Source organism: Gammaproteobacteria bacterium (assembly GCA_016199745.1).
GTDB lineage: Bacteria > Pseudomonadota > Gammaproteobacteria > Acidiferrobacterales > Sulfurifustaceae > JACQFZ01.
The window spans coordinates 47285-63187 of record JACQFZ010000004.1; the positions used below are offsets into that span (position 1 = coordinate 47285).

The following is a 15903-nucleotide window of genomic DNA, read 5'->3' on the forward strand; positions in this document are numbered from 1 at the left end:
AACCTATAACACCACCACCGAAGAGGACGCCTTTCATGAACCCCTATCGTATTTCCGTTATCGCGCTGCTAATCGCCGGCGGTGTGGCCTTGAGCGCTTGCGGCGACAAGAAGCAGCCGGCAGCGCAGCAAGACGACGGCAAAGTATTAGCGACCGTCAACGGTCAAAACATCACCGACAAAGAGCTGACGCATTATCAGCAACTACGGCCGTCGCGTGACCCGAACGCCGATCCGGCGAAAGAAAAGAAGGCGGTGCTCGACGAGATGGTCGACCGCTCGCTGTTAACGCAACGCGCTGAATCGACCGGTGTCGACAAGGACCCGGAGGTGCAATACCTGCTAAAACGCTGGCGCGAAAATATTCTCGTGCAGGCGATGGTCCGGCAGATGCTGAAGGACAATCCGATCACCGACGACGAGCTCAAGGCCCGCTTCCAGAAAGAAGTCGATGCCACGCACAAAACCGAGTACCGCGTGCGTCACATCCTGGTGAAAAACGAGGACGAAGCGAAAGACGTCATCAAGGAGCTGAAGTCAAACAAGAAGGCTGACTTCGCCGCGCTCGCCAAGAAACACTCGATCGACGTGCAGTCCGGTAAAAACGGCGGCCAGCTCGGCGGCTGGGTCAACCAAGGCATGGTCGTGCCAGAATTCTTCACCGCGGTAACGCATCTGAAAAAAGGCGAGATTTCGAGCGAGCCGGTGAAGTCCGATTTCGGCTGGCACGTCATCAAGGTCGACGACACGCGGCCGGCGCAGATTCCGACGTTCGAAGAATTCATGGCCAACCCACAGACCAAGAACAACTTCTACAGCAAGCTGCGCGATGAAAAGATGGAGCAGATGCTGAAGGATCTGCGCGCCAAGGCCAAGATCGAGCTGAAAGAACTACCGGTCGACACGCAACAGACGACCGAAGCGCAGCCGGCGCAAAGCCAAGAAACGACGGAAACCAAACAACAGTAATCCTCGCGCCTGCGCTCGGATGCGACCGGCAGTTAAACCGGCGGTGCAGCGCGCGACTGCGAGGTCTCGCGCTCTACCGCTGGTCTTCAGTTTCCTGTTAGTCAGCGGCGTGGCGGCAGCGCCGCCCGCCGTCTCGCTCAATGCCAAACCGGTACCGCTGGCCGACAATATCGCCGTTGGCGATATTGTCCAGCGTATTCGCTTCCTCGGCATGCTCGTTATCCCTAACGCTACCGTCGGCGGTCAGCGTATGGGGCAACTGTCCGATATCGCTTGGGATGAGGCGACCGGCGTGCTCTATGCCGTCAGCGATAAGGGCTCGCTATTTCATCTGCAACCGACCATCCGCGACAACATGCTAACGGACGTGCAGCTGCTGCAAGCGGTGCCGTTGCGTGAGCTAGCGACCGATAAGCCGCTTAAAGGCAAGCGTGCCGACGCCGAAGGCATGGACATCGTTCATCGCGCCGATGGGCAAACCGAGCTCATCATCAGCTTCGAGCGCTATCCGCGCATCATGCGTTATCAGCCGGACGGCCATCCGATCGGCGAATACCAACTGCCACCGCCGCTTAGCAATCCGAAAAATTACCAAGATGAAAACGCGATGCTCGAATCGGTATGCTCGGATACACGTTACGGCGTACTGACGATGCCGGAGGAACCGCTCGAGCGTGAAGCCGCCGGCTACAACCGGCTCTACAGCTTGTCCGGCCGCTCGTGGCGCTATCCCAGCGAAGATAACAACAACGTCGTTTCATTGGCCTGCCTCAACAACAACCAGGTGCTGGTGCTGGAACGAGACTTCGGCCGGCTATGGAATTTCCGCACGACGCTGAAACGCATCACGTTAGCACCCTACACCGAAGACGCGCCGTTACGCCCGGAGACGCTGGTCACGCTCGATACCGTCAAAGGATTTCAAATCGACAACTTCGAAGGTATCACTCACCATCGCGGCAAGCGTTTCTTTCTTGTCAGTGACGACAACGATTTCTTTTTAGAACGAACGCTACTGCTCTATATCGAGCTCATTGACTAGCGCTTGGTTCGCCGCCGCTGATGCGACGAATTAATAGGCCTGACGTCGATACTCGCACTTCCAACGTCTGCGGCTGCTCCGCGGAGAGATACGTCGCCGAGCCGTACTCGGCGTCGACCAGCGGCGCCAATAGCGCGTAACGCTGGCGCCATTCGAATAAATCGATCACGCGACTATCGGCCAGCGAGCTTACCGTTCGCGGCAACTGCTGCTCGTCGGTCAATTTGCGATAGCGCCCGGCGACGCGGTCGAGCTCGTACGCCGTGTGTAGTCCAAAGACGTTTGCCAGCGGCGTCCATTTGAGCACGCGCGCATCGATATAAAGCTCATCGCCGGCCAGCGTGTACGTCTGCGCGCGGCCGTCGGCGAAGCGAAAGCGCGCCTGAAAGCGCTGCGGCGACAACGGTTGCGTTTCAACGACCGCTGCCACTTCCTCGCGTGTAAGCGCACGATAACCTTGGATTCCAAACGAAAGCAAACCGAACAAGGCGGCCATACTCAGGAGCACCAAGGCCAACAACAACCGAGTCATGTGCCGAATAACTCGACCGTGCCGCAAGGCGCGCAATGCCGCCCAAAATAAAAACACGCCGAGCAGCCCGCAGGCCAACATTATCCACGCACCAGCCCCGGGCATGGTTTCCTCCAAAATGAACCCTCGAATTCAACATAGCACACGCTGCACCAGCGACATTGCTACTCTTTCGAAACTACCCCCTAAGGTCCTGACCCGTGCAACCACCGCTTGCCTAGCGGTGGCTTCGCTTCTAGCATGAACAGTGGGTGCAATTAGGGAGGGGTTGCTAGATGGAACTGAGACCAGCAACACACCAGCGGTTCTCAACATTCGCTTGCACTCCTCGCAGTATCGACCCGAACACGGCGCCTGCTCACCCTACTTATTACTCCCAACTCATTTCTTACTTTTTTTTATTTTTGAATGGCCGACGGTGTAACCACCGTCGCGCATCACACTTCCTCGCGGTTACTCCAGCAACATGCGTCGTGATCGGAACTGAAAACGTCTGGCTCTATATCACGCGTGTTCCACGGAGGATTGTATGAGCGTACCTTGCGAAAAAATGCTTCCCTTTACCTTGCCGACGTATAACCAACTCCTTTGTGATTATGATTCTGAACGATATGCCGTATGGCATTATCTCAATTCGACACCACGCCCTTGCTTCACCCCCGTCTTACTAAAAGAAATGGCCGACGTTCAGAATCAGGTACGACAACATCGCAATCAGTCACATGAGGCGTCGAACAGCATCCGTTATCTCGTCCTCGCCTCGGCAACCCGTTCCGTCTTTAGCTTAGGTGGTGACCTCGATCTATTCGCTCGCTTGATAAACAACCAGGACCACGAAGGACTGCGTAAATACGCTCATCTCTGTATCGATTGCGTGCACGGATATAACTCACACCTCGAACAATCCGGCATGACGACTATCGCGCTCGTTCAGGGGAAAGCGCTTGGCGGCGGTTTCGAAGCAGCAATTTCGTGCAACGTCTTGGTTGCAGAACGCGGCACACAACTCGGATTTCCGGAAATCCTCTTCAACCTATTTCCAGGAATGGGCGCCTACAGTTTTCTAGTGCGGCGCCTCAACCCTATCCAGGTAGAGCGCTTACTTCGTGAGGGCGATCAATACAGCGCTGAAAAGCTCTACGAAATGGGAATTGTGGATGTTCTGGCTGAGCCAGGCGAAGGGGTTCGCGCGGTAAACGATTACATCCGGCGACACGAGCGGGTACGAAACGGACTGCAAGCAATACAGCAGCTACGTGAGTGGAACAGTCCAGTAACCCGCCAAGAGTTGCTTCGCATTGCCGACATGTGGGTCGACAGCGCTATGCAAATCACCTCGCGCGATCTGCGCACTATCGGTCGGCTGGTTTCGGCGCAATCGCGGCTCAACGAATCGACACAGGACACGATGCAAATGGCTCCGGAACGCCGACAAGCACGCGATGTGAGGCGATCGCTAGTTGCGGTATAGACGATGAACCATCGGATCGGCTGCCGGTTGTGGTGGCCGATCCGCCTATGGATGGAAGAAGAAAGACGGAGAACTCACGGGCGATCAGAAATCTCGTCTCTATCCTGAGATGCCCCCACCCGAACTAACCTTCGCAATGCCGACAGGGACTCATCGAAAGCGAGCTGCATGCGTTCGAGCTGATGATCGTGTGCACGCCTGAATTCAAGAACGCCGGCGGTTTCAGCATCACAACACATCTGCATCAGTTTGACGGCACCTACATTCGCGGCGTTCCCTTTGAATGCATGCACCCAATCGCAAAAGACGGCGTAATTGTGTGCGGCACAGGCTTCGGTGATTTTTTCCAGCAGCGTCGTACCTTCGACGGCGTACTCCTCGATAATACGGCTCAACTCACGCGGATCATGGTACAAACGATCCAGCTCTGCCAACACTTCCTTTTGCAGCACGACCGCTTCTGCTGCCTCGCTCGCCTCGTCGGCCAAAGGCAGTTGTTGAATTTCGTTTTCATTGAGGAGCCGCTCAACCAAATTCAGCAGATCGGCCATCGCCACTGGCTTGGACAGATAGGCATCCGCTCCTGCATCCGCCGATTGTTGCTGCGCTTCCAGGGTTGCATTTGCTGTAAGAATAATCACCGGCACGCGCGACCGTCCGCGGAGCAACCGGTAACGACGCAACACACCGAGCCCATCGAGCACCGGCATATGCATATCGAGAATCGCCAGACGATAAGCGTTAGTCGCCAATGCGTCGAGCGCCTCCTCGCCTGTCTGTTTAGTGTCAACCTGGTAACCCGCTTGCTCCAACATCCGGCTAACAATCGTTAAATTTATTCGATTGTCGTCAACTGCAAGAATACGCGGACGCGCGCCGTCACGTTGGTTCCACAGCCAAGGCGCAACACTCACCACACTATTGCTGGCAACGGCGATGCTTGGTACCGGCGATGCATGCAACGCTGCATAGATAAGTCGTCGTTCGGCAAGGCACGGTAGGACCGCCGCGTATCCCCACTCACGTTGCCGTACTTCTGGCACGACAACATTACTGACAAGAATGGCGGGGACATTGGCGAGCTGCGCCTTCACGCACAACTCCTCGAATCGATTGGCGCCCGCAATTTGCAAGGCGAGTGAGGCATCGACAAAAATAGCCTGCACCCGATTGCCCAGATGTATTGCTCGCGTAAGCGCGGTAATCGCGCCCTCGCCCGTCGTCACCCGGACGAGCTGTCCTTGCAGTGACTCCACTGATTCCGAGAAATGTTTGATGACGAGCGAATCCACAGAAAGCAACAGCGCCCTAGTGCCAGGCAACGTCGGTTCCTCGGCCACGGCTGGTTGCTGCTCAAAGGGAATTTCGAACCAGAATAGCGTGCCCTGATCCTTTACGCTCTGCACACCGATGCGACCACCCATTAATTCCACCAACTGCTTGGCAATCGTGGTGCCTAAGCCAGTTCCACCATGTTTGCGCGTGGTGCTGCTGTCCTCCTGAGTGAAATCGAGGAAGATGCGTTCCAATGCCTGCGGCGAAATACCGATGCCGGTGTCGCGCACCTCAAAACGTACAGTCGCTCGTTCAGACGCCGTGGCTTGGCTGCTGCTGACCTCCAGACTGACATAGCCGTGTTCGGTAAATTTAACGGCATTGGATAACAGATTGAGCAGAATATCGCGCAGTCGATGGGCGTCACCGTTTAATTGGAACGGCGTGGTCGGTGCGATACGCACGAGCAGACGCAATTCTTTCTGAATCGCTGACGGTCGCACCATGTCGGCGGCAGCTCGCAGCACTTCGTGTAAATCGAAAGTGGCGCGCTCTAGCACGAGCTTCCCGGCTTCGATCTTAGAAAAATCGAGCACATCGCCGATCTGCCGCAACGACACATGCGCCGAATCACGAATCATACCCAACAGCGACCGTTCTTCAGGAGTCAAACGCCGGTTTGCTTCTAATAATTCAGTTGCGCCCAAAATGCCATTGAGCGGCGTACGTAGCTCGTGGCTCATGCGGGCGAGAAATTGGCTCTTGGTAGCGCTTGCCTCTTCCGCACGCATGCGCGCCTGATGCAGTTGCCGAATCAAGTGCGCGGCATAACCGGGAAGAAGCACAAGACCGCCGAAAATGCCGGCCGCAAGCGGGCCCTGCCCCTGCCATAGATGCGATACGACGACCACTACTGAAAAGCCGGCGATGCTGAGCAAGGTGCTGACCAGCATTGCCGTTAATCCGAAGCGAAAGCCGTTGCCAAGGGTGACCCAAAGATAGAGCACAAACAGCGGAACACCGGCTTCACCGGTAGAGATCATCAGGTAGCTAATCGTGCCAATGTCGCCGATGTTAGTGGCGGTACGGCGAGGGATGGAGGTGGTTACGTCACGGAATGCGAACACCATCATTACCACTGACAGAATAAAAAATCCGGCGAGCCATGCGAGCCATCCAGGCAGGCCGGCGGCGAAGCTGACTGGATAGTGAGTAGCCGTCAAATAAATGATCAGGCATACCAGAATAACCGTTCGCACTATCGCCTGCCCTTGTTCGCGCCCCAACTCATCGTGGCGCGTGAGCTTGATAGACCCAACAAACCTAGAGGAATACCGATGCAAAAAGATCTTGAACAAACGGACTTTGCCGATGGCACCGTCGTAGGATTTCCGTCTATCGTCCACCTGCGAATCTGTAGTAGTGCGGTGATGCAGAAGATGCACTAGGTAAAGCGGCAGCAAAACGAGTGACATCATGACCGAAGCCGTCATTATCATCGGCATACGGTCCCACTCGTGCGAAAATCCTAAAACGACAGCGAAACCGAGCAAGCTCAATACGGTGCTCAAGATCATCGCTTTCACGCCAAACCGCATCCCGTTGCCGAGCGTTACCCATAAATAAATAATAAACAGTGGTATGCCAACACTCCCTGTGGCGATCATCAAATAGCTTAGCTGACAGCGACAATATCCGCCACATTCATCGCCACACGGCGAAAAACTGAAGAGTGGGTGGCGCGGGAAACCAGTGCTATAACAGCAACCGAAAGTCCAATGAAGCCAATTACAAAAAGTAGCCAATGCGGTAGTACCCCTGCCCCAACTTCGCTCGGATAGCGGCATACCATCAAGTACACCGATACTACGAACGAAATTAACAAGCGAATTACCGCCTGCCCATGCTCGCGACCCAGCTCATCCTGCCCCTGGATTCTAAAATGCCGCAAAAACGCCCACCCGCTAGTGGGACTTCCATGTTGGGTTGATGGATTCATAGCTCTATATATAGCGCCTCGCAGAAGATGCGTATCGTTACCGACGTTAGCTGTTCTCCCAAAGCACTTACATTTCTCGGGAGATCTTCATAACAACTCAGCTGTAGAAAAGCGATACTAGGGGTAGCCGACGTAAGATACTAGACTTTCGGACAGTCGCTGTTGCCAGACATTGACCGGAAAAGGTAACCTCCGCTCCGCATCGTCGACATATTCGGCGAGGGGCATGGCCTACTACACATACACAGGCCACCATAGGGACCACTACTGACGTGCCAACAATAGGGAGGGAGATATGTTGATTTTGACGCGCCGTATCGGCGAAAGCGTTAACATCGGCGACAACATTCAGCTGACGATCTTGGGCGTGAACGGTAACCAAGTACGAATCGGCGTTAATGCCCCCAAGGATGTGCCAGTTCATCGCGAAGAAATATACGAGCGGATCAAGCGCGAGAAAGAAACCGGCATCGTTAACATCAAAGATGACGTGAAACGCAATCGCTGATCTGACTTTCCACTGTCATCCGCGCACCCCAAGCCCACCGTAGAGAGAAACAAGGGGTGCGCTCGGATGAATCGAACAAGCTAATCGATTAAACGAGTCTCTTTAAATCAGGCTGACGAGCACGCGGCCGGTTTGTCCACCTTTGAGAATACGGTCGATCTGCGGGCTTAACGCTTCGAGCGCACACTCCTGTGCCAATTCGTTCAACCACGGTATTTTCCATTCGCTAGCCAACTTCGACCAGAGGGTTCGCCGCAGCGACGCTTCGGTATTGGCCGAATCAAGACCGATTAATGTCGCCCCACGCAGAATAAAAGGAAAAATGCTGGCATGTAGTTCTGGCGACACAACCATTCCGCAGCAAGTGGCGACACCACGTACCTTCAACGAACGCAATACGGTCGACAATATATTCCCGCCCACCGTATCGACGGCGGCCGCCCAACGTCCGGCAAGCAACGGTCGATCGCTGGTATCGTCCACTTCCGCACGCGCGATAATTTCCGCGGCGCCAAGCTTCGTTAGAAATTCTCGCTCTTGGGGTTTACCGGTCGCGGCGACCACGCGATAACCCGCATGCGCGAGGATAGCGACAGCAACGCTGCCAACACCGCCGGTAGCGCCGGTCACTAACACGTCACCGTGCTCCGGCTTGACCCCTTGGTATTGCAAGCGATACACCGCCAGCGCTGCGGTAAAACCGGCCGTACCATAGATCATGCTGTCCCGCAACGACAGGCTATTTGGCCGCGGCACCACCCACTCAGCCGGTACCCGAATGTATTGGCCAAAGCCGCCGGCGGTGTTCATGCCGAGATCGTAGCCGGTGCAAATGACTTCATCGCCCGGGCGAAACGCTGGGCTCGCGCTTTCCTCGACTACGCCGGCGGCATCGACGCCGGGTGTATGCGGATATCGCCGGGTGATACCGCGATGGCCGGTCGCCGAAAGCGCATCTTTGTAGTTCAGCGACGAATAATGCACGCGGATCAGTACCGCACCGGCAGGCAACTCATCGATCGTACGGCGATGGACACCGCGAACGATGCTACCGTCAGCGGCTTCGCTCACGACCAGCGCGTTAAACGTCTTCGTCATCGTAACTCCACTAACTGGATAGCTTTGGATAAAGCGTTTCCCGAATCTTCTCGATATGACTCAAGCCATCGTCGGTAATCGGTACCTTCGCCTTCAACCCGTGCACGAGATTGACCGGACGATAGCTGTTAGTCGGATGTTGCAGGCGATTCAGCACGCTTTTATGGATATGTTCGTTCAGCGTATTGCCGCGAGCAAGCTTGCGTTTAAACGTCGGCAATAATTTATAAATACCGAGCACCGAATTACGCAGCTCGCCGTAACAATTGGGATCGACACGCATGGCCAAATAACGCTCCTGCAGCGTAAGGCCGGCACTCATCGCCTTGACCGCCATCCACATGAACGCATGATCGGAAAGCCCGGCATCGATATAACCACCGCCGACATTGGTGTGCACCCCGGCAAACCAAACCTGTTCGACGTTAAGCCGTAGCGTACCGTCGCTTTTCCACAGACTTGGTTCATAAGGACCGCGGCGCTCGTCGATTCCCAGCGCTTGATACGCGTATAACACGTGTCGGCCGAGAGTCTCGTCATGGAAACCATGAGCGTACTTCGAACCCTCGATCAAGCGCCGAAAGATTTTGCGCAGTAGCCCATAGCGCGATAGTGCCGGCACACCGAGCGAGCCGACCGTATCCCAGACGCCAATAAAGTGCACCGACGGCTGACGCTGCTTCGCTTTGAACTCAGCCGCCTTGGCTTTGCCCTTCGCATTGGTCGACTGCCGATAAAGATCGTAGGCACGCTTCACCGCTTTCGTATCTTTCGCCGGCGGCAATCCGCAACGTCCGATCAAGCCGGATAACGAACGCACGGTGTAGGCGCCGCGACTAAACCCAAACAAGAACAATCGATCGCCGTCTTGGTAGTGATTGGCGATCCAACAGTAGGCGTCGTGAATGTTCGCGGTAAGGCCGATTCCGAATAAGCCGCCAGTGTAGTGGTCCCAACCCTTACCGGTACCCAAACCCGTGTCGTAATAAATCAGTTGCTGGTCAGACGACTCAACCGCCCGTGCCATTTTGACAACGTTAGTCGGGACCACTAAACCGCGATCCGTTTGGGTCGGCGTATTCCACGTTCCGTCGCACGCCACCACTAAATTTCGCCCCATCGTTTGTTCCCCGTTCTCGATCCGTGCAGGTTAACAAAACCTCTCTAAGATAGTGCATAAACGTCGAACGGTACCGCTTGGCTGGCAATAACATGAAGGACTACGACGAGGGTACTACACCGACCCGTTCCCGAAGAGCAGGGCCGGTTTGAAACGCGTCAACAATGAAGTCAGCCGTTGACTGTCATGAGGAGACCCTCCGAGTCCAGCAAGGGTTTACCCGCCTTAGTGGGATCGGCCTGACCGAATTGCTCGTTATAAAGCTGGGCATAGAGGCCGCCGCGGGCGAGAAGCTCGGCATGCTTACCAACTTCGGAAACGCGGCCACTATCGAGCACGACGATCTGGTCGGCGCGCAATACGGTGGACAGTCGATGGGCAATGACAATCGATGTCCGATTACGCAACAACCGCGCTAGCGCTGCTTGAATACGGCGCTCAGAGCGGGAATCGAGCGCCGATGTTGCTTCGTCAAGAATCAATATTTTTGGATCTTTGAGAAAGGCGCGGGCAATCGCTAACCGCTGCTTCTGACCGCCGGACAGCACCGCACCACGTTCGCCGATCTCGGTCGACAACCCTTCCGGCAGGCACTGCACGAATTCCAGCGCATTAGCGGCTTCGAGCGCAGCGACGATCTCATCGAGCCTGGCATCGGGTTTGGCCAACAACAAATTCTCCTGCACCGTGCCGGAGAACAAAATCGTTTCTTGATTGACAATACCGATGTGCCGGCGCAGCGAATCGAGCTGCAACTCGCGCAGGTCGACACCGTCGAGCAGGATGCGGCCAGCGAGCGGATCGTAGAACCGCGGCACCAGATTCGCCAACGTCGACTTGCCGGCGCCACTCGGGCCGACGAAGGCAACGGTCTGGCCCGGCGCAATCGTCAAGCTAATGTCCTGCAAAATATGCGAGTCGGTGTCGTAGCCGAACTGCACCGCGTCAAAATCGATGCGCCCGCGGCACTCGGTGACACGCGTTGCGCTCGGCCGCTCAACCACATGCGGCTGGGTGTCGAAGTATTCGAATATCCGATCGATTGCCGCCAACGCATTGCTCAGTACCACGCTCAAGTCGGACAACCGCTGCAGCGGGTAATAAAACATACCGAGGTAAAGCAGGAACTGCGTCAGTGCACCAACCGTCAACTGGTTAGCGAGGATCTGGTGTACGCCATACCAAACCACCAGCACCGGCGCGGTGTGCACGACGAAGCCGACCGCGACTTCGTTTAAGGCGGTAAAACGCGCCGAGTACAGCACCTTGCTCAGTAACTTGTTGGCATGGGTCGCGAACAGCTGTGTCTCGGCCGATTCGCGCGCAAAACCTTTGACGATAGCGACCCCGGCAACCTTCTCGTGCAGCTCGCCGGACAACATTTCCAGCCGCTGCTGGACTTCCTGCGTCGATCGGCGAATACGTGGACCCATGGCACGTAGCGAAAAGAAGTAGATCGGCATCAACACCAGCGACACCAGCGTCATCATCGGATGGATCGTTAACAAAATGCCGACCAGCGCCAGCAACAGCGCCACATCCATCCAGACGTTGGTAAGTGCCGAGCCGACGAAGTTTTGCGCCAGGCTGATGTCGTTTACCACGCGCGAGACGATGGCACCGGTCTGATGGCGCGTGAAAAATGCGTGCGACAACCGTTGTACGTGACTGAATAGCGCCACGCGCAGGTCGCGCACCATGCGGTGGCCGGCAATGGCGGCGAATACGCTGCGATAGTACGTCGATACCATCCATAGCGCGTTGACCGACAACACGCTGCCGACGAGGTACAGAATCTTGCGCTCGCGGACGGCATCGTCGAGCGCACTATTGAGCACCACATCATCGAGCAGGATCTTGAGCATCCACGGGAACGCCAGCGGCATCAAAAATTTGAGCAGACCGGCAACGGTCGCGGCGGCAACGTACCGCCAATACGGCTTGGCAAACGCTAAGAAGCGCCATACCGGCGCGCGGCCTTTACTGTCGGCGCGATAACGGTTCATCACCGAATCGCCGAAGCCGCTTTTCACATCGAGGATGCGATGCGCGCTGATATCGACTTCCGGATAACGCGAACGTGACTGCAACCGCGCCACGTCGTCCGAACGCAGACCGGGAGGTAGTTTGCGCTCAGGGATCGGCGATGCCGCCAACATGTCGTCGTCGACGTCCAGTACGAGCGCGACGTACGCATCCGGCGCGGAGCCGGCGGCACGGTGTAACGCGTTCAGCAGCAGCTGCGCGTCTTCCCAGCGATCGAAAACATAATGACGACCATCGGTACGGATTAGGCCATCGTTTAAAAGTTTGGGAATTTCGGTGCTACGACGCAGGTGATAAACAATCATGGAGTGCGAAACCTCGTGGCCACCGACGACCCAGCGCGCAGCCAGCGGCAAACGATCGCCACCGACTTTCTCGTGCGAGAAATTTGTGCGCGACTACTCGTCGATGAGCTGCAAAAACTCAGGCTCTTCGAGTATCGGCACCCCCAAACCCCGGGCCTTGTCGGCTTTCGATCCGGGATCGACGCCGACGACAACGTAGCTGGTTTTTTTGGAAACACTATCGGTAACTTTAGCACCTAGCGCTTGCAGCCTCTTTTTGGCCTGGTCGCGCGACATGGCAGCTAACGTACCGGTCAGAACCACCGTTTTTCCGGCCAATTTGCCCTCGGTCGGCAGCCGGCGCTGTACTTGCGGCCAGCGCACACCGGCAGCGAGCAACTGCTCGATAACGCGGCGGTTGTGCGACTCTTGGAAGAAGGCGTGGATGTCTTCGGCCATGCTGGCGCCGATGTTCGGCACCGCGTCGATATCCTCGACGCCGGCGGCAAGCAGCGCATCGAGCGAGCCGAAGTAATCGGCCAATTGCTGGGCGGTGGTTTCGCCCACCTGCGGAACGCCGAGGCCGTATAAGAAGCGCGCGAACGTCGTTTGCTTGCTGCGCTCGATGTGATCGAGCAGATTCTGCGCCGATTTCTCGCCCATACGCTCCAGCGCCACGAGGTCGGCCTTCTGCAAGCGATAGAGATCGGCCACATTATGGATCAACTCCTTTTGTACCAGCTGCTCCACCAACTTATCGCCCAATCCTTCGACATCCATGGCCGAGCGCGCGGCAAAGTGCAGGATCGCGCCGGTGCGCTGCGCCGAGCAAACGAGCCCACCCATGCACCGATGCGCCGCCGCTTCCGCCTCGCGCAACACGTCCGAGCCGCACACCGGGCACTGGGTCGGCATATGCCACTCGCGCGCATCCGGCGGACGCTTGTCCAGCACGACACCGACCACTTCCGGAATCACATCGCCAGCACGCCGGACGATGACGGTATCGCCGATACGCACGTCCTTGCGTCGCAACTCGTCTTCGTTGTGCAACGTCGCGTGCGTCACTGTAACCCCGCTTACCTGTACGGGATTTAACACCGCCACGGGCGTGATGACCCCCGTACGTCCGACAGAGGGCAGGATATCTTCGACGGTCGTGTTCTCTTCCTGCGCCGGTAGTTTGTGCGCGAGTGCCCAGCGCGGGGCACGTGCGGTGAAACCCAATTGTAGGCGCGCGGCGAGGTCATCGACCTTATAAACGACGCCGTCGATCTCGAACGGCAATTGCTGCCGCTGCTCCAATAACTCGCGGTAATAAGCGCGACAACCTTCAGTGCCGTGAACGACGCGGAAAAATTTGCTGACGCGGAAACCCCATGCCTGTAGCCGCTCGACCACGTCGGCATAGCGCCGCCCGATCGGTGCCGATACGTCGCCGAGGCCCCACGGGAAAAAACTGAGCGGACGGGTCGCCGTAATGCGCGGATCAAGCTGGCGCAAACTACCGGCCGCGGAGTTGCGTGGATTAGCGAAAATCTTATCGCCCCGCGCCAGTTGTTCGCGGTTCAACCGCTCGAAGTCGGCTTTGGGGATGACGACTTCGCCGCGTACTTCGAGCACCTCCGGCCAATCGTCGCCCTGCAATTTGAGCGGTACCGCTTTGATGGTGCGCACGTTAGCGCTGACGTCTTCACCGGTCTCGCCGTCGCCGCGCGTACCGGCCTGCACCAACGCGCCGCGCACATAACGCAGACTCACGGAGACGCCGTCGAACTTCGGCTCGGCGGTGTAAGTGACCTCGCTATCGGTCTCGAGACCCTTGCGCACGCGCGTGTCCCACTCGCGCAGATCGTCGTCGGTGAAAGCGTTGTCCATCGACGTCATCGGCAGCGTGTGGCGCACCGCCGCAAATGCGGCCAACGGCTGCGCGCCGACCCGCTGGGTCGGCGATTCTGGCATAATTAGGTCGGGGTGCTGCTGCTCGAGCGTCTGCAGTTCACGCAATAACCGGTCGTACTCAGCATCCGCGATCGTCGGTTGATCGAGTACGTAATAGCGATAGTTAGCCAGGTCGATCTGCTGGCGTAGATCGGCGATGCGCGTAGCGGCGGAGTCCTTGGCGGTCATGTTGTCGCTTCAAAAAAACGTAGGGTGGGCGGCGCTTTCCCGCCCACGCGTTTTTTAATCCGCGTGGGCGAAAAAACACCGCCCACCCTACATTGTTCTAGAGATCGGTGGCGAACAAACGCAGCGCCGCTTCGCTACCGGGAGCGATGCCGAAGGCGCGCATCTTGACGTCGATGCCGTGGATCTGCGCGCGGATGGCGGTAATGCCCTTATCGGTCAGCGGGCGCCGGTCTTGATCCAACAACTGGCCATCGAGAAAACGCGCCACCGACCTGGCGGTATCGACCATATGATCGAACGCCTCGGTCGGCTCGGCGACGCTGGGAACGCTCATGAACAGCGTCAGGCCCGGCGTCCGGAAACTGTCCCACATTTCCGGATCGAAGTTACCCGGCTTGTACAGGTTCGATAGACAATAGAGCAGCCGGCCGTTGTCGCGCTTATAAAAGATATTCTTAGCCTCGAGCGTCATGCCCTCGTGCTCCATCGCCGCCAACAGCGCCCGCCCTTTGAACGGCGTATGCGCCTCGGTGACGACGTTTACGCCGGCAATGACGTCATGCTCATCGCAAAACGCCGTCAACTCGCGGCCCCGTTCGATCGCCTGCTCAAACGTAATCGAAAATTTGGACGGCCGGTGTAACGCATCGGCAAGTTTGAGACCCACCTGTGCGAACGTATTGAGCTCGGTCTCACCGATCGGCCCGCGGGCATCGACCAACTGGATCGCGAGCTTAAGGTCGCTGTACTGCGTTACGTCGGAATCGTACTGCAAGGTCGACCAGAAATTAGTTTGATAGCGCTGACCGTAGAGCTGCCGTGGGTAGTCAAGCTTGTACTCGTTCTGCTTGTAAACCGACAACGCCGCCCGCCGGCGTACCGGTCCCGGACCCGGCAAATGAACCACAAAATCGATTGCCTCGATCGGCGACATTTGGCGCTCACCGGGGCGCACCGCTTCCGGCCCGGTGCCCGGCGGATCGAAGCCCGGGTTCAGATTGAGCGGCTGGTTCGCCACCTCTTCGATATCAGCCAACGCATCGCTGACCGGATCGATATCCGAGTCTGCCGGCAGATCGGCCGGTACCGTTGCTTCCGCCTTGAGAAAACGCGGATCGGCGATCGGCGACGGCGTATCGACCTGCACAACCGGCTCGCGCCGATTGAGTAGGCCGCCGGCACCGTTCGATGAGAAATGCAAACGCCGGAAAGAGCGCGTCAATCGATCACGATCGAGCGCCGATACGGCGATGATGGCAATGATAACGATGCCGATGACTAGCAGAGCGATCTGCAGATTCATCATGACAATGTCACGCGGATGCTGGGTGAAAACGGCGCGCGCTCGGACGGCTTCTTAAGCACGCAGAAAGATTCTCTAAATTCGGGCGGAAGGTCGTCTGAAAGCGCGTGCACGGCTCGCGGTCGTC

Annotated in this window: 12 protein-coding genes; 5 read left to right on the forward strand and 7 right to left on the reverse strand. The window is 57.1% G+C overall.

The window, feature by feature from the left end; genetic code table 11:
• Nucleotides 1-35: 35 nt before the first annotated feature.
• On the forward strand, nt 36-968 hold the full coding sequence (locus HY308_00850) for a peptidylprolyl isomerase (protein ID MBI3896825.1): 933 nt from the start codon (nt 36-38) through the stop codon (nt 966-968).
• A gap of 19 nt (nt 969-987) precedes the next feature.
• Nucleotides 988-2010, forward strand: a complete 1023-nt coding sequence (locus tag HY308_00855) for an esterase-like activity of phytase family protein (GenBank protein ID MBI3896826.1) — start codon at nt 988-990, stop codon at nt 2008-2010.
• Here the strand turns inward: HY308_00855 and HY308_00860 are convergent.
• A complete protein-coding gene (locus HY308_00860; GenBank protein ID MBI3896827.1) occupies nt 2000-2647 on the reverse strand; it encodes a hypothetical protein in 648 nt (215 codons plus the stop codon). The two genes, HY308_00855 and HY308_00860, sit on opposite strands and share 11 nt — an antisense overlap.
• Nucleotides 2648-3071: 424 nt before the next feature.
• Between HY308_00860 and HY308_00865 the strand changes: the two genes are divergently transcribed.
• Nucleotides 3072-4013: a crotonase/enoyl-CoA hydratase family protein gene (locus HY308_00865; protein MBI3896828.1), complete on the forward strand. Its 942-nt coding sequence runs from the start codon at nt 3072-3074 to the stop codon at nt 4011-4013.
• Between the two features lie 74 nt (nt 4014-4087).
• Here HY308_00865 and HY308_00870 read toward each other — a convergent pair whose 3' ends face one another.
• Nucleotides 4088-6766, reverse strand: a complete 2679-nt coding sequence (locus HY308_00870; GenBank protein MBI3896829.1) for a response regulator — start codon at nt 6764-6766, stop codon at nt 4088-4090.
• Here HY308_00870 and HY308_00875 point away from each other — a divergent pair.
• Together HY308_00875 and csrA are read left to right on the forward strand one after the other, a co-directional pair.
• Nucleotides 6765-6914: a hypothetical protein gene (locus HY308_00875; protein ID MBI3896830.1), complete on the forward strand. Its 150-nt coding sequence runs from the start codon at nt 6765-6767 to the stop codon at nt 6912-6914. The two genes, HY308_00870 and HY308_00875, sit on opposite strands and share 2 nt — an antisense overlap.
• A 668-nt stretch (nt 6915-7582) precedes the next feature.
• Complete coding sequence (gene csrA / locus HY308_00880) at nt 7583-7795, forward strand: carbon storage regulator CsrA (GenBank protein ID MBI3896831.1); 213 nt, start codon at nt 7583-7585, stop codon at nt 7793-7795.
• Nucleotides 7796-7897: 102 nt separating this feature from the next.
• On the opposite strand, the gene HY308_00885 is transcribed toward csrA, so the two are convergent.
• From HY308_00885 to HY308_00905, 5 genes are all read right to left on the reverse strand, one after another.
• On the reverse strand, nt 7898-8893 hold the full coding sequence (locus tag HY308_00885; GenBank protein MBI3896832.1) for a YhdH/YhfP family quinone oxidoreductase: 996 nt from the start codon (nt 8891-8893) through the stop codon (nt 7898-7900).
• A 10-nt stretch (nt 8894-8903) separates the two neighbouring features.
• Nucleotides 8904-10013, reverse strand: a complete 1110-nt coding sequence (locus HY308_00890) for a DUF2235 domain-containing protein (protein ID MBI3896833.1) — start codon at nt 10011-10013, stop codon at nt 8904-8906.
• Nucleotides 10014-10183: 170 nt separating this feature from the next.
• Nucleotides 10184-12415 carry an ABC transporter ATP-binding protein gene (locus tag HY308_00895; GenBank protein ID MBI3896834.1) on the reverse strand — a complete coding sequence of 744 codons (2232 nt, stop codon included), beginning with the start codon at nt 12413-12415 and terminating at the stop codon, nt 10184-10186.
• Between the two features lie 42 nt (nt 12416-12457).
• Entirely contained in the window at nt 12458-14473 is a 2016-nt protein-coding gene (gene ligA / locus HY308_00900; protein MBI3896835.1) for an NAD-dependent DNA ligase LigA, read from the reverse strand.
• 97 nt (nt 14474-14570) lie between these two features.
• A complete protein-coding gene (locus HY308_00905; protein MBI3896836.1) occupies nt 14571-15779 on the reverse strand; it encodes a cell division protein ZipA C-terminal FtsZ-binding domain-containing protein in 1209 nt (402 codons plus the stop codon).
• Nucleotides 15780-15903 lie beyond the last annotated feature (124 nt).